The following is a 22,649-nucleotide window of genomic DNA, read 5'->3' as shown; positions in this document are numbered from 1 at the left end:
CACACTTTTGGGCGACATGCATTCTCAGTATACCGGCGGTGAAACCACCCAGATGACGACCGCCGGCTCGGTGCCCGGATTGCGCCAGCGATAAGGTTTGCCCTCGAAGCGGAACGAGTCGCCTTCGCCAAGCCGATGCCAGACGCCGGCTATTTCGATGTCGAACAGTCCCGAGGCGATATATCCGGCTTCCTCCGTCGGCCGCAGCGCCGCCGTCTTCATCTCGGCGCCGGGCGCGAACACCGAGCGCACCATCTCGAAACTACCGCCGAGGTCGGGTGACAGAAGCTCTTCCACCAGCCCGGATTCACTTGTGCCAAGCACACGGCGGCGGCCGGCGCGCACGATCACGCCGCGCTCCTCTTCGACAGGCACGTCATGGCTGAAGAACAGGCTGATCGAAACGCCGAAGAGGTTGGCGAAGGCCCTGAGATCGCCGACCGACGGGATAGAAAGACCGCGCTCGACCTGGCTGACCCAACCGACCGAACGGCCCAGCTTGAGCGCAATCTCAGCGAGTGTGAGACCGCGCGCCTTGCGAAGCGCACGGATGTCGCCGGCCAGCAGCCGGTCGCCATTGTCCTGCTCCGATTGAGTCGCGGTCGGGGTCAAAGGGTGCTCGTGAAAAAATCAGAACAAATTTCATGGAAGGGTAAAATCATGAAAAAATCAAGAGGATTTTCATAGGCCACAAGATTTGCTTGCGCGATTCCGGTGGTTGATGCAAAGGCTCGCGCACGAGCGGCGAGTGGGGCGCCCGGTCGGGACCAGTTTTAGCTTATAGTCTGCGGATGGTCGTTAAGGAAACCGGGTTGCGGGTTTCTGGCCATGCCGAAAGGGACGACCCATGCTTGAGAAGAACATCCGGATCGCGTCGGATGCGGAGATCGTCGATGAGGCGATCATGTCGCGCCGGTCGGTGCGCGCCTTCCTGCCCGATATGATCGACGACGATACGATCCGCGCGATCCTGGCGGTTGCCGCGCGCGCGCCGTCGGGCACCAACATGCAGCCCTGGCGTGTCTATGTCACCAAGGGCGAGGTCAAGCAGCGGATCAGCGACGCGATCCTCAATTCCGGCATCCGCGCTGAAAAGGTGGAATGGGACGAATATCGTTACTATCCCGACCAGTTCTTCGAACCTTACCTGACGCGCCGCCGCGCCAACGGCTTCGGTCTTTATGGCGCGCTGGGCATCGGCCGGCGCGAGGTCGACAAGATGCGCGCGCAGCACGACCGTAATTTCGTCTTCTTCGATGCGCCGGTCGGCATGATCTTCACGATCGACCGGCGACTGAACCAGGGGTCGTGGATCGACTACGGCATGTTCCTGCAAAACATCATGGTGGCGGCGCGGGGCAGGGGGCTGCATACCTGTCCGCAGGCGGCCTTCGCGCCCTATCACCGGCAGATCCGCCCGGTGCTCAACATTCCCGACGAGGAGATCGTCGTGTGCGGCATGGCGCTCGGCTACGAGGACACCTCGAAGCCCGAGAACGAGTTCCGCACCGACCGGGCGCCGATCGAGAACTGGGTAAGCTTTGCGGAATAGTGCCGCAGACCCTGGCTGATGAGGCCTAGTCGGTGCTCATTTGCGCGCCATGTCCGCTGACATGGGCGCCGTCCCTAGGCGTCAGCCGCAAATAAGCCGACAACGCGCAAAGCGTGATAAGCCCTTCGATGACGAACAGGATGCGGTAGTCGTCGACGCTGGCCTTGCCGCCGCCGGCAAGCAGCGACAACAGGGCCGCCGCGAGGCCGACGCTGATCGCCACCGCAAGCTGCCACAGGATGTAATAGAGCGCACTGAAGCGCGCGAGCTGCTCCGGCGCGATGTCCGAATAGGAAAGGTTGCCGGTAGAGGCCCATTGCACTGACCTGAAGACGCCGAAGATGAAGATGTAGGCGAGAACGATCCAGGCCGGCAGGTTTTCATTCATCAGCGCGAAGCCCGCGACCAGCAGTGCCACGATCGGGGTGTTGGCGATCAGCACGCGCTTGAAGCCGAAGCGGTTCAACAGGCGCGGCATGAAGAAGCGCATGATCAAGGATCCGATCGCGGCGACGAAGGTCAGCGATCCGGCCTGAACGGCACTCATGCCGAAGCCGAGCTGGAACATCAGCGGCAGCAGAAAGACCACCGAACTCAGGCCGATCGTATCCAAGCCGCCGCCGGTCAGGAAGGCAATGCGGAAGGTGCGGATGCGCAGCAGATTGAGATCGAGCAGCGGGTTGCGGGCGCGCAGGCAATAGAAGGCGGCAACCGCCAGGATGACGATCGCCAGGCCAAGCTCGAGGCCGATAAGGCTGCTCGCGGCGTCCTTGGCGGCGACCGAGTCCATGCCGAAGACCAGCAGCGCCATGCCGCTGCCGACGAGCAGGAAGCCCGGGAAATCGAACGGCGTGCGCACCGGCTTGGTGGTCGTCGGAAACAGCGAGGCGGCGAGCAGGGCCGCGGTCAGCGCGATCGGGATGTTGATATAGAAGATCCAGCGCCACGAGACATAAGTCGTGAGCGCGCCGCCGACGAGCGGTCCGACCAGCGGTCCCGATTGCCCGGCGAGCGAGATATACATGTTGATCTTGAGCGTGCGGTCGCGCGGAAAGCTCGACAGGATGACGACCTGGCCGAGCGTGCCCATCAGCGCGCCGCCGCAGCCCTGCAAGGCGCGCGAGCCGACCAGCATCCAGATGTTTTCCGAAAGGCCGCACAGCGCGGAGGCACTGGCGAAGACGAGCAGCGCGAAGCAATAGACGTTGCGCAGGCCGAAGCGGTCGGCCAGCCAGCCGCCGAGCGGCATGGTGACGATGAGGCTCGCGACATAGACGGTGATCAGCAGACCAAGCTGGCCTGGCGGACGATCGAGGCTCTCGCCGATGCCGGGCAGCGCGGTGACCACGACGTTCTGGTCGAGGCTGGTCATGAACACGCCGCAAGCGACGGTTGCCGGCAGCAGCATCGACGGACCTTCCGCCGGAGCAAAGCGGGTCGTGGCCGTCGCCGAAGTCTCTACAGTCATGGAAGGGTATGGTCGAACTGGTTGCCTGGACAGGCGTCTGCCTTGGCAAGCGCCCGTGATTCCTTACCTATCGCCCCTGCTGGCCCAACGCTCAAGCAGCAGTTGTGGTCGTTCATAGTGCCAGATGCCGGCTGGACCAAAGGGTGTGTTGATATTCAGGTGAGACCGGCCTGCAAATGACGAGTTCCTGCGCTTCCGGTGCTCACGTACTTAAGTACGCTCCGCTCCGGTTCTCGGAACCCGCCATTTTCGGCTCGGCCTGACCTGAATCTCAACACACCTTAAGTGCTCTACTGCACTTCGTAGCCGACTTCTTCGCTGGCGTGGCACAAAGCCTTCCAGAACGAGCGCGCGAAGGAGCGGAAGACGTAGATGTCGAACTGGTCGGCACCGCTACGCTGGATCTGGGCGAAGATGTCGTGATGGTTGGTCGAACGGCCGGCGCCGAGCGGGAAGGCCGGCAGGGCGAAGTCGATGGCAAAGAACTTCGCCATCACCCACTCGGCCTTCGGGCCGGCGATGCGCATCGCGGTGCGGCCATGCGAAAGATCCGTCAGCGTGCCGATGGCCGGCGTGATGACGCCGGCGAAGGCCGCGGCCAGCCCCTCGGCTTCGTCCACAACGGTGAATTTCCCAGGCGCGAAGCCGAAGACGGCACGGGCGCTGCTGCTTACACCGCCGCCGGCGCCATCGGGCAGGGCAAGACCGGTTACCTTGCGGATCACTTCGATCAGCCGCTTCTCTTCGCCCGGCCATGCGGCGAGCTGCAGGATCGACCCTGGCCGCGTTTCGGACAGGATGACGTCGACGCCATGTTCGAAATTGCCATGCGAACCCAGATGATAGTCCGGCTCCAGCGGCGAGAGGCGTTCGGGCAACTGGTGCTCAGCCATGCATGCGGCTCCCGTCCGGATCATAGAAGTGATTGGAGACGATCTCGATCGGCCCGAACCGGTTTCGCAGCGGATCGGAGACGAAGGCGCGCGTGCCGTGGCGCGCCTTGCCGCCCTCGACCAGCGCCAGCGCGATGTATTTGCCGAGCGCCGGCGAGTAGCAGCAGGCGGTGATGTGGCCGAGCGAATCGTGCGGATTGGCCTCGTCCAGTTTCTCGACGACGTGTCCGCCACCGTTGAGCGGACGGTTGTCGAGCGCGATCAGGCCGACGAGCTGCAGCCGGTCATTTGCGACAAGTCCCTCGCGGTCCATCATGGCCGAGCCGATGAAGGGCTTCTTCTTCGACAGCATCCAGTCGAGATGCAGATCGCGCGCGGTGGTGCGGCCGTCGATCTCGGCGCCGGTGACGTGCCCCTTCTCGATGCGCATCGTGCCCAGGGCCTCCAGCCCGTAGGTCACAAGACCGAAAGGCGTGCCGGCCTCGATCAAAGCTTCCCAGACGCGGGTGCCGTAGCCGGCGCCGGAATACACCTCGAAAGCCATCTCGCCGGAGAAGGACAGCCGGCAGATCATCACTGGAACGCCGGCTATCTGGCCATGCACGATGCCCATGAAGGGCAAGGTTGCGTTGTCGACGGCGGTGCCGGTGACGCAGGCGGCTAGGATGGCGCGCGCCTTGGGGCCACCGATCGCAGCACCTGCCCATTCGTCGGTGACGGAGGTCACCGTGACCTTCAGCTCAGGCCAGATGACGTCGAGGAAATACTCCAGATGCTGCATCACCTTGCCGGCATTGGCGGTGGTGGTGGTCATCAGGAATTCCTGGTCGCCCAGCCGCCAGGTGGTGCCGTCGTCGAAGGCAAGCCCGTCTTCGCGCAGCATCAGGCCGTAACGGGCCTTGCCGACCGCGAGCGTGGAAAACATGTTGGTGTAGACGCGGTCGAGGAACTCGGCCGCGTCCAGCCCCTGAACCGCTATCTTGCCCAGCGTCGAGACATCGACGATGCCAGCGCTTTCGCGTGTCGCCTTGGCCTCGCGGACATAGGCCTGCTCGACCGTTTCGCCGGCCAGGCCGTAGATCATCGGGCGGTACCACAGGCCGGCCGAATACATGGTCGCGCCATTGGCGATGTGCCAATCGTGCATCGGCGTCAGCCGCTCGGGCTTCAGATCGCCGAAGCGCTCTGCCGCCAGCGAGCCAATCGACACCGCTGTGTAAGGCGGGCGGAAGCGCGTCGTGCCGACTTCGGGGATCGACTTGCCGAGCGCCTCGGCCATGATGGCGAGACCCGGCAGGTTGGAATTCTTGCCCTGGTCGGTCGCCATGCCGAGCGTGGTGTAGCGCTTCAGGTGCTCGACCGAGACGAAGCCTTCGCGATGCGCGAGCCGCACGTCCTCGGCGGTCACATCGTGCTGGAAATCGACGAAACTCTTGCCCTTGGCCTTGATCTCGAAGACCGGCGCCGGATCGGGATCGCCGGGGGCGGCTTCGACGATGGGCAGGGGTGCTGATGACGCCGTCCCGCCAGCCGCTTGAAGGCCGGCGGCGCGGCCTTCGGCAATGGCTTCGGCGGTCGAAAAACTGCCGGTGAACGCACCGGCGCCGATCCAGCGCTGCGTCGGCTTTGGCGGCAGGAAGGCTTGCCGGGCCGGATCCCACTCGGCTTTGGCGCCGGCCTGGCTGGCGAGGTGGATGGTCGGCGACCAGCCGCCCGACATCAAAAGACTGTCGGCGTGGATGCTGCGCTCGTCGCCGCTGAGCGCACCGCTCCTGGCGTCGAAGCGTTGCACCTTGAGGCCGGTGAGCGCCTTGCCGCCCTCGGTCGCAACCACGGCATGACCGGCAAGCAGCTCGGCTTCGGCTTCGCTCGCCAGCCTGCGCATTTCGTTCGAGACGTCGCTTCGGACATCGACGATGGCGACAATTGCGGCGCCGGCCTTCTTCAAGGCGAATGCCGAGCGGTAGGCGCTGTCGTTGTTGGTGAACAGCGCGATGCGCTGTCCAGGCAGCACGCCATATTCGTTGACGTAGCGCTCGGCAGCGTGCGCCAGCATGACGCCGGGGCGGTCGTTGCCCGGGAACACAAGCGGTCGCTCGAAGGAGCCGGTCGCAAGCACCACCGTCCCGGCGCGGATCGCCCAATAGCGCTGGCGCGGCTCGCCCTTGGCGGGCGCTTCCTTGTGATCGGTCACCCGTTCCAGCGCGGCCAGCGTGTTGCCGTCGTAATAGCCCCACACGGTCGTGCGCGGCAAAAGCCGTACATTGTCATTGCCTTCGAGCTGCCCGACCATGCGCTGCGTCCAGTCGGCGGCTGGCATGCCGTCGATGGTTTCGCCCGACCAGTTGGCGGAGCCGCCGAAGTTTGCTTCCAGATCGGCGAGGATGACGCGCGCGCCCTGGTCGGCGGCGGCCTTTGCCGCCATCAGGCCGGCCGGACCGGAGCCGACCACCAGCACGTCGCAAAAAGCGTTCATGCGCTCGTAGCGCGCCGGGTCGGGCGCGGTGCCCGCCTTGCCGAGACCGGCGGCGCGGCGGATGAAATGCTCGCAGAACATCCAGAAGCGCGTGCCCTTCAACGGGCCGATCACCGGCCCCATGAAGGTCTTGTAGTAGAAGCCGGCCGACAGGATCTTGCCGCCGAGCTGGTTCATCGCGCCGATGTCCCAGGCGAGCGAGGGCGTGCGGTTCTGACTGTCGGCGACCAGCCCGTCATAGATTTCGACCATGGTGGCGGCGATGTTCGGCTCGCGCACTTCGCCGCGCAGCACCGTCACCAGCGCATTGGGCTCCTCGACGCCGGCGGCGAGCAGGCCGCGCGGGCGATGGTATTTGAACGAACGGCCGAACAGCGTCACGCCATTGGCCAGCAGCGCCGAAGCCAGCGTGTCGCCGGCATGGCCGGTATACGGCGCGCCGTCGAAGGTGAAGCGGATGGTGCGCAGCCGGTCGATCCGGCCGCCGGTCTCGGCACGGCGCGGGCTCACGAGCGGCCCTCCGCCTTGTGGCCGCCTCTGGCGAAAGTGGTGCTCCGGATTTCATGCGTGAGCGTGTTGCGCACGACCCTCAGATGCGCGCGGCAGCCGCCGGAATGCTGCCAGATCTCATTGTGGTCGCCGGCCGGGTTCAGCCGGTCGTAGACATAGGCGTTCCAGGCGTCGAGATTCTGCGAGGCCGGCTGCGGCCGCTCGCGGTTGCCGTCGCCCTGGTAGGTGAATTCGATGACGTCGCGCGGGCCGCAATAGGGACAAGTGATCAGCATTTTCGAGTATCTTCTTGTTCAACCATGATCTTTTCCAAAAACCGGTTCCCACTTTTTGGGATCATGGTTCCCTAATGCAATCTGGGCGTCGCGCCCTGGCCTTTGTCGTCGATGACGAGGCCGCGGTAGAAACGGTCGAGCGTGAAGGGCGCGTTGAACTCGTGCGGCTCGTCCTTGGCGATGGTGTGCGCAAAGCACCAGCCAGAGGCGGGCGTCGCCTTGAAGCCGCCATAGCACCAGCCGCAGTTGAGATACATGCCGGGCAGCGGACCGGTGGTGATGATCGGCGAGCCGTCCATCGTCATGTCGCAGAGCCCGCCCCAGGAGCGCAGCATGCGCACCCGCGCCAGCCCCGGGAACAGCGCCAGCATCTCGCTCATCACCTCGTCGACGATCGGCAGGCTGCCGCGCTGGGCATAGCTGTTGTAGCCGTCGAGATCGCCGCCATAGACGAGACCGCCCTTGTCGGACTGGGAAATGTAGAAGTGGCCCATGCCGAAGGTCAGGATGGTGTCGATGATCGGCTTCAGCGATTCCGAGACGAAGGCCTGCAGCACGTGGCTTTCGATCGGCATATGCGAGATGCCGGCGAGCTGCATGACGCGACCGGTGCTGCCGGCAACCGCGAGCGCAACCTTCTTGGCGCGGATTTCGCCGCGCGTCGTCGAAACGCCGGTGATGCGGCCGCCGTCGCGCAGGAAGCCGGTGACCTCGCAATTCTCGATGATGTCGACGCCGCGCCGGTCGGCGCCACGCGCATAGCCCCAGGCGACGGCGTCGTGGCGGGCGCTGCCGGCGCGCCGCTGCATCAACCCGCCAAGGATGGGGAAGCGCGCCGAACCAGAAATGTCCAGTGCCGGCACGAGCCGCTTGATCTGGTCGACGCTCATCAGGTCGGCATCAACGCCGAGATGGCGCATGGCGTTGCCGCGCCTTGCATAATCATCGAGCTGGCCAGGCGTGTGCGCGAGGTTCAGGCAGCCGCGCTGCGAGAACATGACGTTATAGTTGAGGTCGTGCGAGAGGTTCTCCCACAGCTTCATCGAATGTTCGTAGAAGCGGGTGTTCTGCGGCAGGAGATAGTTGGAGCGCACCGCCGTGGTGTTGCGGCCGACATTGCCGGAGCCCAGCCAGCCCTTTTCCAGCACCGCGACGTTGGTGATGCCGTGTTCCTTGGCAAGGTAGTAGGCGGTCGAAAGGCCGTGGCCGCCGCCACCGATGACGATCACGTCATAGGAAGCCTTGGGATCCGGCTTGCGCCAGGCGGGCTTCCAATCCTTGTTGCCCGTCAGCGCGTTCTTGAGCAGCGAAAAGGCTGAATATTCCGCCATTCTTACTATCGTCCTTATGATGCGAGGCGGCAGACTATAGAGCAGGCGGGAGGCGCAAAGCCAAGATTGCGCCATCGCTTTTCGACAGGCCGACTCTCGCCGGCACGATCGGGACGACTTGCCGCCCGATATGCCGGTCTTTATCAAGGGCGGGAATTTCGAGGATTTTTCGGCCGCGAGTCGCCAACAAACTCATGTTCTTCCGTCTGCTGCGCCTGATCCTGGTCGTCATCGTCGCTGTCCTCGGGCAGCCGGCGTTCGACGCGTCGGCGCAGGCGATCGGCCATGGTTCGTCGCAACTCATCGCTGACCAGACCAAGGTCATCCAGGACCTGACGACCAAGACCGACGGCCTGGAGAAGAAACTGAGCGACCCCGACCAGGACGATGCGGGGCTGGTCGACATCCGATTGCAGCTCGAGGATATTTCGCGTGCGGCGCTGACCAGCGCGCTGGCATTCCGGCAACGCCTCAACGACATCAACAACCGCATCGAAGTGCTCGGCGCGCCGCCGGCGCAGGGGCAGCCACCCGAGCCGATTATCGTCAGCAACGAGCGCAGCGCGCTTGCCTCGGAGAAGGCCGAGATCAACGCGGTCGTCGCCAGCGCGCAGAATCTGTCGATCCGCGTCAACGGGCTGGTCGACAAGATCGCGGTCATGCGCAGCGAGCTTTTCCGCAATGTTCTGACCAAACGCTACGAACTGACCGACGCGCTGAGTCCGCAGGCATTTTCCGACGCGCATGACCAGTTCAGCGGTCTCTACAAGGCGGTGGCGTCCTGGCTGACCTTCGCGCTCAAGTTCAAATTCCAGGCCATGCTTGCCGCCACCTTCATGGCATTGATGTTGGCGGCTGTGCTGCTGGTTGGAGGACGGCGCCTGTTCGGGCGCATCTTCGAACCCGATCCCTCCGTCGAGGAGCCGTCCTATCTAAGCCGGCTTTCCGTGGCATTCTGGTCGACGCTGCTGCCGACCTTGGCGCTTGTCGTCTTTCTCATTTCGACGGTATTTTTCTTCAATTATTACAACGTGCTGCGCGGCGATATCGGCGTATTCCTCAATGCGCTTCTGGCCGTGGTCGCGGTGGTATTCTGCGTCAACCGGCTGACCAATGCCGCCCTCGAGCCGCGCCTGCCTAACTGGCGCCTCATTCCGGTTGCGACTGGCCCGGCTCGTTGGCTGGTGCGGCTGACGACGGCGATGGCGTTGGTCCTTGGCTTCAACAATTTCCTCTCGGTCGTCAACGACAAGATGGGCTCGCCGCTCTCGCTGACCATCGCGAGAAGCTTCGTTGCCACCATCATCGTCGGCGTCATCCTGATCCTGATGGGGATGCTCAAGCCGTTCAGGGCTGGCGATGGCTCCTGGCGGCCATGGCCGGCATGGCTTCGCTTTCTTGCGATCGGGCTCGGCCTGTTCACCATCGCCGCGGCGCTGCTCGGCTATATCGGCCTTGCCATCTTCGTTTCGCTGCAGGTGGTGGTCACCGGCACGGTGCTGGTGACGGCCTATATCGGCTTCCTGTCGGCGCGCGCGATCGGCGAGGAGGGTGGCTTCGCAGACACGTCGGTCGGACGCTGGCTTTCGACCAATTCCAGCTATGAGGATACGGCCCTCGACCAACTCGGCCTGGTGGTGAGCATCGCCATCAACCTGATGATCGTGCTGGTATTCCTGCCGCTGATCCTTTTGATGTGGGGTTTTCAGCCGGGCGATATCGAGGCTTGGGCCTATAAGCTCGCGACCGGCGTCACGATCGGTTCGGTGACCATCTCTTTCCTCGGCATCCTCAGCGGCATCGTCGTCTTTATCATCGGCTATTTCCTGACGCGCTGGTTCCAGGGCTGGCTGGACGGTTCGGTGATGGCGCGCGGCAAGGTCGATGCCGGCGTGCGCAACTCGATCCGCCTGGGTGTCGGTTATGCCGGCGTGGCGATTGCCGGCCTTGTCGGCATCTCGGCGGCGGGCATCGATCTTTCCAACCTGGCGCTGGTTGCCGGCGCGCTTTCGCTGGGTATCGGCTTCGGCCTGCAGAACGTCGTCTCGAATTTTGTTTCGGGCCTCATCCTGCTTGCCGAGCGGCCGTTCAAGGTCGGCGACTGGATCGTCGCCGGCGACGTCAGCGGCACGGTCAGGAAGATCAGCGTGCGCGCCACCGAGATCGAAACCTTCCAGAGGCAGTCGGTGATCCTGCCCAACTCGAATCTCATCAACAATGCGGTCGGCAACTGGACGCATCGCAACAAGCTCGGCCGCGTCGATATCAAGGTCGGCGTCGCCTATGGCAGCGACGTCAAGCGCGTCCATGTCCTGTTGACCAACATTGCGCGCGCCCATCCGATGGTGCTGAAGAATCCCGAGCCATTCGTTCTCTTCGCCAATTTCGGGCTTGCCGCCCTCGAATTCGAAGTCCGGGTGTTCGTGGCCGACATCATGAACGGCAGCATCGTGCAGAATGATATCCGCTTCGCCATCTTCGATATTTTCGAGGAGGAGCAGATCGAGATCCCATCGACACCGCGCGCCGTGGTCGAAACCAAGAAGCACGAAGCCTGGCCGATCGACGACGACAAGATCGAGGCCGAATTCGCCGAGCGCCAGAGGCTGGAGGAGGAAGCCGCGGCCGAGCGGGAGCGGCTGGCCAAGATGAAGCGCAAGGGTCGTAAGCCAGACCCCAGCTGAAGTGTACCGACATTCGGGTGAGGCCGGCCTGCAAATGGCGGCTTCCTGCGCTTCCGGTGCTCACGTACGAAAAGTACGCTCCGCTCCGGCCTTCGCCGGCCGAAGCCCTCATAAATGTATCCGCTCCATGAAGGCTACGGCCGGCGTAGGCCGGTTCTCGGAACCCACCATTTTCGGCTCGGCCTGACCCGAATTTCGATACACTTTCGGCGGCGTTGTCGCGCAGTTCGAAACCGATTGTGGCATGAATGCGGCATTCAGTTGCGGTTCAGGTAACATCTCATATAAGCTTCGATGCAAAGGGCGAGAATGCCTTGCGAATTTGAACAGAGGCGGTGTTTCAAACACCGGAAATGCAATGTGGAAGTCTGTCGTTGCCGCCATCGCTTTGCTGGCACTGGGCGGTTCGGCTTTCGCCGCCAGCGCGATCAACAAGGACGCTCAGACGCGGACGCTGGTCGTGACCGAAGGCGGCGCCAAGAGCGAGCTGACGCTCGGTGCCGGCGAGACGGTGGAGTTCTGCCCGAACGGCTGCTTCGTCACCCTGCCCAATGGTGACCTCGAAGCCCTGACCGGCTCGGAAACGGTCGAAATTTCGGGCGGTGCGGCCCGTATCAAGTAACCTCGCCACGCATTGGCGCCCGCAGGATTGGCAAAGGCCGGACCGATGTCCGGCCTTTTATCGTTTCCGGTAGAAGTCGCTTAACGATGACCCCCGAAATACCGGTATGACAATGCGCTGCAACCGGACGTTTTAACGTTCGCTGCGTCATCTCCCGCTATATCGAACCTGAGGACGCCGGCACATGGCGTGGGTTGAATTGGCGCGTGATCCTTTCCGAGATCGGATTTTCGGGATTCTGCGCCCGATCGGGGCAGGACAATGGACGCGAGGTCGGACAGGAACGCAATTGCGCTTGCGGTCGATCTCGACGGCACGCTGATTGCAACCGACCTTCTGTGGGAAGGCCTGTTCATCCTCCTCAAGAAGAATCCGCTCTATCTCTTTCTGCTGCCGCTCTGGCTGACCGGCGGCGCGGCGCGGCTGAAGCAGGAGATCGCCAGACGCGTCGACATCGATCCGACCTCGCTGCCTTACCGTCAAGACCTGCTAGAGCGGTTGCGGACCGAGCACCGGGAGGGCCGCAAGATCGTGCTGGCGACGGGAACGCCGCGCAAATTCGCCGAAGCGATCGCGGCGTATCTCGGCATTTTCGATCACGTTCTGGCAACCGACGGCCCGCACAACATGACCGCGGGCAGGAAGTGCGCCGCGCTGGTCGCCGCCTATGGCGATGCCGGCTTCGACTATGCCGGCAACAGCCGCCACGACCTCAAAGTGTTCGACGCCGCGCGCAACGCGCTGGTCGTGGCGCCCGACCGAAGCGCCCGGCGCTGGCAGGCGGCGCATCAAGCCGAGGCCATGCCGGCGCCGAAGCCGACGCTTCGGACCTACGTCAAGATGCTGCGCATGCATCAGTGGCTGAAGAACTCGCTGATCGCGGTGCCGATGGTGCTGTCGCACGAATACTTCAACCCGAACATGATCTGGGAATGCCTGCTGGCATTCGCCTCCTTCAGCGCCGTGGCGTCCGCCATCTACATTCTCAACGATTTCTTCGACCTCGCGCTCGACCGCAAGCATCCGACAAAGCGCAACCGGCCCTTCGCCAGCGGCGCGTTGTCGATCCCGTTCGGCCTTGGCGCGATCGCCGTGCTGCTCGCGATTGGCATCGCCGCGAGCCTCTTCCTTCCGATCGAATTCCTGGGCGTGCTTGCCGGCTACATGGCGGTCACCACCGCCTATTCGCTGTCGTTCAAGCGCATGCTTCTGGTCGACGTGCTGACGCTTGCCGGCCTCTACACGATCCGCGTGCTGGCGGGTGCCGCCGCCACCGGCGTCGACGTGTCGTTCTGGCTGCTCGCCTTCTCGATCTTCTTCTTCCTGTCCTTGGCGCTGGTGAAGCGCTTCGTCGAGCTGCGCACAACGGCCATTCCGCCGGGCGAGCGCATTGCCGGCCGCGGCTACCGCACCGAGGACCAGGAGATCGTCGCCCAGGCCGGCATGGCTTCGGCCTTCTCCTCGGCGCTGGTGCTGGCGCTCTATATGGACAGTCCGGCGGTGCGGGTGCTCTATCCACATCCGTGGCTGATATGGCCGCTGGCACCGATCGTGCTCTATCTGACGATGCGGGTCTGGATTCTCGCGCGCCGCGACGAGATGCATGACGATCCGGTCGTCTTCATCATCCGCGACTGGCGCAGCCAGATCGTCGTCGCCATCGGCGCCGTCTTCCTCGTCGCCGGGGGCTGGTGATGGGAGACAGGCGCTTCGGCAGCTTCGGACGGGCGACCCCGCCGGCGCGCAAGGCGATCGCGGCGGATGAGGCGATCGCCTTGCTGAAGCGTGGCGAGGCGAAAGCCGGATCGCTGCTCGGCTACGGCAATGGCCGCTCCTATGGCGACAGCTGCCAGAACGATGCCGGCATGGTGGTCGACATGCGGCCGCTCAACCGCATCCGTTCCTTCAATCCCGAGACCGGCGTGGTCGAGGCCGACGCCGGCGTGATGCTTTGCGACATCATCGCGCACGCCGCGCCCTACGGCTTCTTTCCGGCCGTGGTTCCGGGCACGCAGTTCGTGACGCTGGGCGGCGCGATCGCCAATGACGTGCACGGCAAGAGCCACCATCGGCGCGGCACCTTCGGCTGCCATGTCGAGTCTTTTACGCTGCTTCGGTCGGACGGTCGAACCTATCGCTGCTCCGAGACCGACAATGTCCGGCTGTTCAAGGCGACGATCGGCGGCATGGGGCTGACCGGGCTGATCCTGTCGGCGTCGATCAAGCTGATGCGCGTGCCGTCGCTCGACATAATGGAGAGGGCGACGCCGTTTCGCGACCTCGGCGAATTCTTCGATCTTGCCGAGGCGGCCGACCAGGCCAATGAATATGCCGTCGCCTGGATCGACCAGCTTGCCGGCGGCCATGGCCGTGGGCGTGGTCTTTTGTTCACCGGCAATCATGCCGAGCACGGCTCGCACGCCGCCGCGAACGCCGGCAGCCGGCTTTCGGTACCGGTGCAGCCGCCATTCAATGTGCTGAACCGGCCGTTCCTCACCGTCTTCAACGCGGCCTACCGCTGGAAAAAGGGCAAGTCTTCGGTCCCGCGCCAGGTGGGTTATCAGGGTTTCTTCTTTCCGCTCGACGGCGTCCGCGACTGGAATCGGCTCTACGGGCCGCGCGGGCTTTTCCAGCACCAGAGCGTGGTGCCGGAACAGAATGCCCGCCACACCGTGCCTGCATTGCTCGAGGCGGCGCGACAAGCGGGGCAGGGATCGTTCCTGACTGTGCTCAAGCGCTTCGGCGATGTCGGCTCGCCGGCGCTGCTGTCGTTCCCTCGGCCCGGCTACACGCTGACTCTCGATTTCGCCAACCGGGGCGAAAGGACGCTGCGGCTGCTCGCCGAACTCGACCGCATCACGGTCGAGGCGGGCGGGGCGGTCAACCCCTACAAGGACGCCAGAATGAGCCCCGAGACGTTCGCCGCGTCGTTCCCGCAATGGCAGCGGCTGGAGGCGCTTCGCGACCCGGCTTTCCAGTCGGGCTTCTGGGCGCGGACGGCCAAGAGAATGGATATCGGACAAGGGAGTACTGAGGCCGCCGAATAGATAAGAATTGAGTAAATCACGGTAAGCGAAGCGTTAAATTCCGATCTGCTCAAAAGACTATCGCGGCTTCACGAAATATTTGCAGGTTTGTAATAGGACCGCTCAAGGGGCGGGTGGCAACAATGAAATACATAATCTTCATTCTCTTCACGGTCATGACCAATGCGGCGGCGCAGCTGATGCTGAAGCAGGGGATGATGTCGATGGGACCGATCTCTTTCGAAGGCGTCAATCCGCTCGTCAGGCTGTTGCAGATCGTGTTCAGCCCTTGGGTTTTCCTCGGCTTGTGCACCTTCGTCATCTCGATGGCGTCGCACCTCTATGTGCTGTCCAAGGTCGAGCTCAGCTTCGCCTATCCGTTCCTCAGCCTCGCCTATGTCGCCGTGGCGATCTTTGCCTATTTCGTCTTTCGCGAGGACCTCAATGGCTGGCGCATCGCCGGCATCGCCTGCATCTGCGTCGGCACCATCCTGATCGCGCAAAGTGGACGCGGGCACGAGGACCAGACCGCCTCCATCAGGCCCGACAAGATCGGCACAAGCGAGATCGTTCGATGAGACATGTGATTTTCGGCGGCGACGGTTTCGTCGGCCGTCACCTTGCCCCCAAGCTCGTGGCCGACGGCGAGAACGTCGTCGTCGCCGATATCGTAAAGAGCGACTTGCCGCATTACCGTTCGGTGCGCTTCATCACATGCGACGTGACCGATCCCGCCTCGGTCGCGAAGGTCGGGTTCAAGGCCGACGACGTGGTCTACAATTTGTCGGCCAAGATGCTGTCGCCGATCCAGGTGCGCGCCAAGCGGCATGATTTCTTCTTCCCGGTGAATTTTCACGGTACCGAGAACATCATCCAGTCAATGGACAAGGCAGGCGCGCAGAGGCTCGTCCACTACACGACCGACATGATCTACGGCCACACGGTAGTGCTGCCGATGACCGAGGACCATCCGGTCTCGCCGCTTGGCGAGTATGGGTTGTCGAAGCTGAAGACCGAGGAGCTCGCCGCCGAATGGCGCAAGCGCGGCATGTCGATCTCGCTGTTCAGGCCGCGCCTGATCATCGGACCCGGCCGGCTCGGCATCCTGGAGAAACTGTTCAAGCTGATCGACTGGAACCTGCCGGTGCCGATGATCGGCTCGGGCCGGAATCCCTATCAGTTCATCTCGGTGTTCGACTGCGCGGAAGCCGCCCGCGCGGCCTGGAAGGCCGGCGTGCCGAACGAGGCCTACAATCTCGGCTCGCTCAATCCGCCGCCGGTGAAAAAACTGCTCGGCGACCTGATCCGCCATGCCGGGTCGAAGTCGATCCTGCTGCCGACGCCGGGTTGGGCGGTCAAGCGCACACTCGATCTGCTCGACCGGTTGAACATGCCGATCATGGATCCGGAGCAGTATTTGATCGCCGACGAGGAATGCGTCCTCGACGTGTCCAAGGCCGAGCGCCAGCTCGGCTGGGTGCCGCAATATCGCGACGAGGACATGCTGATCGCCGCCTACAGCGAATACCGCGCCAAGAAGGACGGCCACGCCGTCGCCACCGAACACGTGCCTGCCGAATAGGGCGACGAAGGGGAGATTTTTCAGATGACCGTCATGGCCAAGCCGGAACATACGGGCGCGCGCACGCTGGTCGACGCGCCGGCGCTTTCGCCCGCTTCCATCGCCAAGCCCGACCTGATCAGCGTCGAGCAAGCCAAGGCGATGGACGTCGCCCGCATCACCGACCTGTTCAAGGCGCATCTCAATCCTGGACAGCTGCATTTCATGAAGCTGCTCGGCTTCCACAAGGTCAAGATCGAGCGCGCCGAGGGCATGTTCTATGTCGACCAGAACGGCCGCAAGATCCTCGACTTCTTCGGCGGTTTTGGTTCGCTGGCCTTCGGTCACAACCATCCGCGCATCCTGGAAGCCCGCCGGAAATTCCAGGAGGAGAAGCGCCAGGAGATCGCCATCGCCTTCATGTCGCAATATGCGGCGGCGCTCGCCCACAACATCGCCAAGTGCTCGCCCGGCGACCTCGACATGGTGTTCCTCGGCTCGTCCGGTTCGGAAGCGATGGAAGCGGCGGTGAAGCTCGCCGAGCGCGCCGCAGGCCCGAAGCGGCCGAAAATCGTCTATGCCGAGAATTCCTTCCACGGCAAGACCAAGGGCGTGCTGGCGATCACCGACGGCCAGCTCTACCGAGCCGACTTCAAGGTGGCCGACAATGTCGTGCGCGTTCCCTTCGCCGACATCGACGCCGTCGAGCGCCTGTTCAAGAGCGATCCGGAGATCGGCGTCATCGTGCTCGAAACCATCCAGGGCGGCGGCGGCATCATCCAGGCGCCGACTGAGTACTGGCAGAAGCTGCGCGCGCTTTGCGACCGGCATGGCGTGCTGTGGGTGGCTGACGAGGTGCAGTGCGGCTATGGCCGCTCGGGCCGCTTCTATGCCTTCGAGCATTATGGCGTGGTGCCGGATGTGACGGCGCTGGCGAAGTCGCTGGGCGCCGGCAAGGCGGCGGTCGGCGCGATGATCGCCAGGCGCGACGTCTATATGAAGGCCTATGGCACGCCGAAGACGGCGATGATCCATGCCATGGCCACCTTCGGCGGCATGGGCGAGGCCTGCGTCACCGCGATCGAGGGCATCAACGTGCTCTATGACGAAGGGCTGATCGACAACGCCGCCTCGACCGGCGAATACCTTTTGCAGCGTCTGCAGGCGCTGAAGGAAAAATACCCGAAGATCATAAAGGACGTGCGCGGCAAAGGCTTCATGATCGGGCTCGAGTTCCACGATTTCTCGCAGACCCTGCCGATGGTGCTGCGGCCGGTGGTGAGCGTGCTCGACGACAAGCTCAAGGGCTCGCTGTCGGGCTTCGTCGGTTCGCTGCTTCTGCGCGACTACGACGTGCTCGTCGCGTTCACCGAATACAACCGCAACGTCATCCGGCTCGAGCCGCCGCTGATCTGCCAGCGCGAGCATGTCGACCGCTTCGTCGACGCCTTCGATAGCCTTCTGTCGCGCGGCATCGTGGCGATCGTGAAGGATTTCGTGAAAAGCCAGGTTGGTAAATAGAGGCCGCTGAGGATGCTGACCAGGCCGTCCGCTCCGACCAATCCGCTGGAACGGTTGACCGGCGCCGGCCTGGCGTGGGGCGAGGGGGCTTACGCGAAATGGGCCGCATCGATCGGGGCGATTGCGTTCTCGCTCTACATCCTGCTCACCGCGGCGACCGCCTGGTTCATGCCCGACGCCAATTGGGACATGCTGGCCTACCTGGCGATCGCCGAGGAAGGCACCCATCCCGATCCGCAGGCGCTGCATGACTATGCCTACGGCACGGTCAAGGCCGGCGTGTCGGCTGCCGATTACCAGACGCTGACCGACGACGGCGGCGGCTTCCGCAGCCATATGGCGGAGAATGCCGCCGACTTCCATTCGCTGCTCGGCATGTACCGGATCAAGTTCCTCTATGCGGAAGTCCTGTCGAGCCTCAGCCACGTCGTCTCGCCGGTCGAGGCGATGCGGCTGGTGCAAGTGGTCTCCGTGCTCCTGTTTGGGGTTATCACGCTCTCCTGGCTGCGCGCGGAAGGCGCGTTGGCGCTGGCGCCCGTCGTCGGCGCCATTCTGATCATGGCCGATTTCGGCGGCGCGGCGCGCGCCTCGACGCCTGACCTGCTGTGCTCAGCGCTGTTCCTTGGCGGCGCCTTCGCCTATGTGCGCAAGCGCGAGGTGTCGACGGCGGTCCTGCTCTTCCTCGCCTTCATGGCTAGGCCCGACAACATCGTCTTCCTCGCTATCTTCGCGGTGCTGCTTGTTGCTTTCCGAGAGAGGGCATGGGGTGCGCTGGCCGGCTTCGCGGCGTCCTTCGTCGCCTATTTCGCCATCTCGCATTGGGCGCAGCATCCCGGCTGGTGGCCGCATCTGTGGTTTTCCAGCATCGAGCAGCATTACAACATGGACGGGTTCGAACCGGTCTTCTCGGTGGCGGCCTATCTGAAGGCCTTCGCCGCTTCGGTGGTGCGCGCGATCAGCGTCAACAGCTGGGTCGGCGTCTCGGTTTTGGCGCTGGCCGGATGGTATGGCTTAAGCCGCGCCGGCTTCCGGCTGGATCGCCGCGCCGGCATCCTGCTTGCGGCGCTGGTGCTCGGCGTGCTGGCGAAGTTCACCGTCTTCCCGATCCACGACACCCGCATCTACTTCCCCAACCTTCTGCCGCCCTTCCTGTTGCTCGCCGCGCCACTGATGGCATTGTGGGCAGCGGCAAGCCAGGGCGGTCGCCGCGCCGCGCCGCAGGCCGTTCCCGGAGACAAGTCATGAGCTCGCTGTCCAGCCTCACGCGCATTCTCCTGTCGCTCGGCCTGCCTGCGGGCTTGCTCGATCGCGGGCCAGCGCTGCACGGCACGAAATTCCTTGCCAAGGCGGCGCTCAAGGCGCGCTTCGGCGGCCGGCCGTTCCAGATGGTCAATGTCGGCGCCTGCGACGGCGCGCTGTTCGACGACGTGACGCCGTGGCTGCACAGCATCCGCGGCGCGCGCGCCATGCTGGTCGAGCCGATCCCCTACAATCAGAGGCGACTGCGGGCCAATTACCCGGATGCCAACCGCTTCATCATCGAACCGGTGGCGGTGACCAGGACTAAAGGCACGATCACCGTCCACACTTTCGACGCCGCCGCGCTCGAATCCGGTACGCTGCCGATCGAGTTTATCGGCTGCTCATCGGTCACCGACACCAATCTGATGTCGGGCAAGAATGCCTGGGGCGAGGCGGACGCCAATTTCAACAAGTTCGCGCCACATCTGAAGGACATCGAGGTGCCGTCGGAGGCCTTGCAGACACTGCTCGACCGCAACGGCATCAACCATATCGACGCTTTCCTGGTCGACTGCGAAGGCGCCGACTGGATGGTGTTCGAGCAGCTCGATCTCCAGCGCTATCGGCCGGGCATGATCAAGATCGAGGTCGGCGCGCTGCCGGCCGCCGAGATCGGCCAGGTCGTGGTCAAGCTAAAGACCGCCGGCTACCAGGTCGGCTTCCAGGCCGAGGACATCTGGGCCTTCGCCTGAGGACGAAATCGTCGGGTCGCGCCGCACCTGTGGCGTGTCGCAAACAGGCGGTAGCCCGATCCGCGTCCTCTGCATATTGTGCGCCATTCGAAGGGCGCGCAAACGCGCCCGTCTATCCCTTTGGAGTCGCGGGCAATGGCAGAGTTTCCGAAAAAGGCGAAGGTCGTCATCGTCGGTCTGGGCGGTATCGTTGGCGCGTCGGTCGCCCATCACCTGATCGAACGCGGCTGGGACGACATCGTCGGCATCGACAAGTCGGGCATCCCGACCGATATCGGCTCGACGGCGCATGCCTCGGACTTCTGCTATACGACCAGCCACGATTTCCTGTCGTGCTGGACGACGCTCTATTCCATCGATTTCTATGAGAAGATGGGCCACTACGCCCGCGTCGGCGGCCTGGAAGTGGCCCGCGTCGGCGACGATGCCCGCATGGACGAGATCAGGCGCAAGATCGCCTCGGCCAAGTCTTTCGGCACCCGCGCGCGGCTGATCGAGCCGGCCGAGATCAAGGAAAAGTTCCCGTTGATCGAGGAGCATCTGGTGCAGGGCGGCCTGTGGGACCCGGATGCCGGTCTCGTCATCCCGCGTTCGCAGACGGTGGCCGGCAAGCTGGTGGACCAGGGTGTCGCCGCCGGTAAGCTCCAGGCATTCGCCAACACCTCGGCCAAGTCGCTGATCGTCGAGAACGGCCGCATCAAGGGCGTGGTGACCGAGCGCGGCACGATCGAGGCCGACTATGTGGTTGTCTGCACCGGCATCTGGGGTCGGCTCACCGCGGCTCTGGTCGGCGAGGACCTCCCGGTCATGCCGATCGACCATCCGCTCACCTTCTTCGGCCCGTACAACGAGTTTGCCGGCACCGGCAAGGAAATCGGCTGGCCGCTGCTGCGCGACCAGGGCAACTCGGCCTATATGCGCGACACCGGCGATCCGAAGACCGCCGAGGGCGGGCAGATCGAATGGGGCTATTACGAGGAAAACAACCCGCGTCTGTGCCATCCGCGCGATCTGCTCCAAAAGGACCAGGCGCGGCTGTCGCCGTCGCAGCGCGACGTCGACATGGAGCAGATCATGGCGCCGCTGGAGCGCGCCATGGAGTTGACGCCGATCCTCGGCGAACTCGGCTACAATGAAGGCCATTCCTTCAACGGGCTGCTGCAGGTGACCACCGACGGCGGCCCGTCGATGGGCGAAAGCCAAAGGGTGAGGGGCCTGTGGTACGCCGTCGCCATCTGGGTCAAGGACGGCCCGGGCATGGGCAAGCTGATCGCCGACTGGATGACCGACGGCCGCACCGAGATCGACCATCACGCCATCGACTATTCGCGTTTCTATCCGCACCAGACGCAGGAGCAGTTCATCTGGGATCGCTGCACCGAGACGGCGATGAAGGTCTACAACCCGGCCGTCCATCCGCGCGAGCCGTTCTCGAAAGGCCGCAACATCCGCCGTTCGCCGTTCTGGGAGCGAGAGAAGGAACTCGGCGGCTACTTCATGGAACTGGGCGGCTGGGAGCGCGCCCACGGCTATGCCGCCAACGAGCATCTGCTGGAGAAGTATGGCAACCGGGTTCCCGTGCGCGAGAACGAGTGGGACAACCGCCATTTCTGGCGTGTCTCCAATGCCGAGCACCTTGCGATGAGCGAGGATTGCGGCATCGTCAACCTGTCGCATTTCTCGATGTACGACGTCGAAGGGCCCGACCATGTCGAGCTTTTGGAATGGCTGTGCGCGGCCAAGATCGGCGGCGACAACAATATCGGCAAGGGCATCTACACCCACTTCCTCGACGAGGAAGGCATGGTGCGGGCCGACTTCACCGTCATCCGCATGGCCGACCGCTGCCGCGTGATCGACGGCGCCGATGCCGGCCCGCGCGACTTCCGCTACATGCAGCGCACCGCGCAGGACAAGGGCTTCGACGCCACCGTCACCGATGTGACCGAGAAATACGTCACCATCGGAATCTGGGGGCCGAACGCCCGCGCGACCCTGCAGAAGGTCGTCGAGAATCCGGATGGCCTTTCAGTCGAGAATTTCCCGTTTGCCGCGATCAAGCCGATCAAGATCGGCGGCAAGGACGTGACCGCCTTCCGCATCTCCTATGTCGGCGAGCAGGGCTGGGAACTGCATATGCGCTACGAGGACGGGCTCGCCGTCTGGGACGCGCTGCGCTCGACCGGCATCATGCCTTTCGGCGTCGAGACCTATGCCAACACGCGCCGCATGGAAAAGAGCCTGCGGCTGCAGAACGCCGATCTCTTGACCGAATACAATCTGCTCGAGGCCGATCTCGCCCGCCCGAAGGTCAAGGAGAACGACTTCTGCGGCAAGGCCAAGCACGTGGAATATCGCGCCCGCGAGCACCAGCCGGCGATGCTGTGCACGCTGGTGATAACCGAGAACAAGGACGCCAAGGGTGTCGCGCGCTATCCGGTCGGCATCATGCCGGTGCAGGATCCCGCGACCGGCGAGACGCTGGTCGACGAGCTCGGCCGCCGCTCCTTCACCACCTCGGTCGCCTACGGTCCGACCATCGGCAAGAACATCGCGCTCGCCTATCTGCCCTGGGCCTATGCCCAGGAGGGCCGCAAGCTCAATGTGGAATATTTCGGCGAGACCTATCCGGTCGAGGTTGCCGGCGTCGGCTACAAGCCGCTCTACGATCCGGAGAACCTCAAGCCGAGAGGCTGAGGACCGCGAGGCGAAGCGCCATGTGAAAGCCCGGCTTCG

General features: G+C 63.8%; 17 protein-coding genes. 11 read left to right on the top strand and 6 right to left on the bottom strand.

Translation table 11 applies throughout. From position 1 onward, the window contains the following. Positions 1-24 precede the first annotated feature (24 nt). Complete coding sequence (locus DPM33_RS20255; RefSeq protein ID WP_167449153.1) at positions 25-567, bottom strand: helix-turn-helix domain-containing protein; 543 nt, start codon at positions 565-567, stop codon at positions 25-27. 280 nt (positions 568-847) lie between these two features. Between DPM33_RS20255 and DPM33_RS20250 the strand changes: the two genes are divergently transcribed. After that, on the top strand, positions 848-1,552 hold the full coding sequence (locus tag DPM33_RS20250) for a nitroreductase (RefSeq protein WP_112099193.1): 705 nt from the start codon (positions 848-850) through the stop codon (positions 1,550-1,552). Between the two features lie 25 nt (positions 1,553-1,577). Here DPM33_RS20250 and DPM33_RS20245 read toward each other — a convergent pair whose 3' ends face one another. The 5 genes from DPM33_RS20245 to DPM33_RS20225 all read right to left on the bottom strand — a co-directional run bounded on the left by DPM33_RS20245 (position 1,578) and on the right by DPM33_RS20225 (position 8,505). Then, positions 1,578-3,020, bottom strand: coding sequence for an MFS transporter (locus tag DPM33_RS20245; RefSeq protein WP_112099192.1), 1,443 nt, complete (start codon positions 3,018-3,020; stop codon positions 1,578-1,580). 290 nt (positions 3,021-3,310) lie between these two features. Further along, the gene (locus tag DPM33_RS20240; protein WP_167449152.1) at positions 3,311-3,898 is read right to left on the bottom strand and encodes a sarcosine oxidase subunit gamma family protein; all 588 of its coding nucleotides are present in this window, start codon (positions 3,896-3,898) and stop codon (positions 3,311-3,313) included. A gap of 7 nt (positions 3,899-3,905) precedes the next feature. Beyond that, the gene (locus DPM33_RS20235) at positions 3,906-6,899 is read right to left on the bottom strand and encodes a sarcosine oxidase subunit alpha (RefSeq protein WP_112099190.1); all 2,994 of its coding nucleotides are present in this window, start codon (positions 6,897-6,899) and stop codon (positions 3,906-3,908) included. Then, the gene (locus tag DPM33_RS20230) at positions 6,896-7,174 is read right to left on the bottom strand and encodes a sarcosine oxidase subunit delta (protein WP_112099189.1); all 279 of its coding nucleotides are present in this window, start codon (positions 7,172-7,174) and stop codon (positions 6,896-6,898) included. Before DPM33_RS20230 ends, DPM33_RS20235 begins: the two co-directional genes overlap by 4 nt. A 71-nt stretch (positions 7,175-7,245) precedes the next feature. Then, positions 7,246-8,505, bottom strand: coding sequence for a sarcosine oxidase subunit beta (locus DPM33_RS20225; protein WP_112099188.1), 1,260 nt, complete (start codon positions 8,503-8,505; stop codon positions 7,246-7,248). Between the two features lie 194 nt (positions 8,506-8,699). Between DPM33_RS20225 and DPM33_RS20220 the strand changes: the two genes are divergently transcribed. From DPM33_RS20220 to DPM33_RS20175, 10 genes are all read left to right on the top strand, one after another. Continuing rightward, complete coding sequence (locus DPM33_RS20220; RefSeq protein ID WP_112099187.1) at positions 8,700-11,189, top strand: mechanosensitive ion channel family protein; 2,490 nt, start codon at positions 8,700-8,702, stop codon at positions 11,187-11,189. Between the two features lie 358 nt (positions 11,190-11,547). Beyond that, a complete protein-coding gene (locus tag DPM33_RS20215) occupies positions 11,548-11,811 on the top strand; it encodes a hypothetical protein (RefSeq protein ID WP_112099186.1) in 264 nt (87 codons plus the stop codon). 261 nt (positions 11,812-12,072) lie between these two features. Further along, the gene (locus tag DPM33_RS20210) at positions 12,073-13,506 is read left to right on the top strand and encodes a UbiA family prenyltransferase (protein WP_112099185.1); all 1,434 of its coding nucleotides are present in this window, start codon (positions 12,073-12,075) and stop codon (positions 13,504-13,506) included. After that, positions 13,506-14,858 carry an FAD-binding oxidoreductase gene (locus DPM33_RS20205; protein WP_112099184.1) on the top strand — a complete coding sequence of 451 codons (1,353 nt, stop codon included), beginning with the start codon at positions 13,506-13,508 and terminating at the stop codon, positions 14,856-14,858. Before DPM33_RS20210 ends, DPM33_RS20205 begins: the two co-directional genes overlap by 1 nt. 122 nt (positions 14,859-14,980) lie before the next feature. Further along, complete coding sequence (locus DPM33_RS20200) at positions 14,981-15,415, top strand: EamA family transporter (RefSeq protein WP_112099183.1); 435 nt, start codon at positions 14,981-14,983, stop codon at positions 15,413-15,415. Then, positions 15,412-16,419: an NAD-dependent epimerase/dehydratase family protein gene (locus DPM33_RS20195; protein ID WP_112099182.1), complete on the top strand. Its 1,008-nt coding sequence runs from the start codon at positions 15,412-15,414 to the stop codon at positions 16,417-16,419. The genes DPM33_RS20200 and DPM33_RS20195 overlap by 4 nt, the downstream gene beginning before the upstream one ends. A 24-nt stretch (positions 16,420-16,443) precedes the next feature. Next, positions 16,444-17,919: an aspartate aminotransferase family protein gene (locus DPM33_RS20190; protein ID WP_112099181.1), complete on the top strand. Its 1,476-nt coding sequence runs from the start codon at positions 16,444-16,446 to the stop codon at positions 17,917-17,919. Positions 17,920-17,931: 12 nt separating this feature from the next. Further along, complete coding sequence (locus DPM33_RS20185) at positions 17,932-19,164, top strand: hypothetical protein (RefSeq protein WP_112099180.1); 1,233 nt, start codon at positions 17,932-17,934, stop codon at positions 19,162-19,164. Then, positions 19,161-19,913, top strand: a complete 753-nt coding sequence (locus DPM33_RS20180) for an FkbM family methyltransferase (protein WP_112099179.1) — start codon at positions 19,161-19,163, stop codon at positions 19,911-19,913. The genes DPM33_RS20185 and DPM33_RS20180 overlap by 4 nt, the downstream gene beginning before the upstream one ends. Positions 19,914-20,048: 135 nt before the next feature. Next, positions 20,049-22,610, top strand: coding sequence for a GcvT family protein (locus DPM33_RS20175; protein WP_112099178.1), 2,562 nt, complete (start codon positions 20,049-20,051; stop codon positions 22,608-22,610). Positions 22,611-22,649 lie beyond the last annotated feature (39 nt).

It is taken from the genome of Mesorhizobium hawassense (assembly GCF_003289945.1).
GTDB classification, from domain to species: domain Bacteria; phylum Pseudomonadota; class Alphaproteobacteria; order Rhizobiales; family Rhizobiaceae; genus Mesorhizobium; species Mesorhizobium hawassense.
Note: the sequence above shows the minus strand (reverse complement) of the source record. Positions and strands in the feature narration are given on the sequence as shown.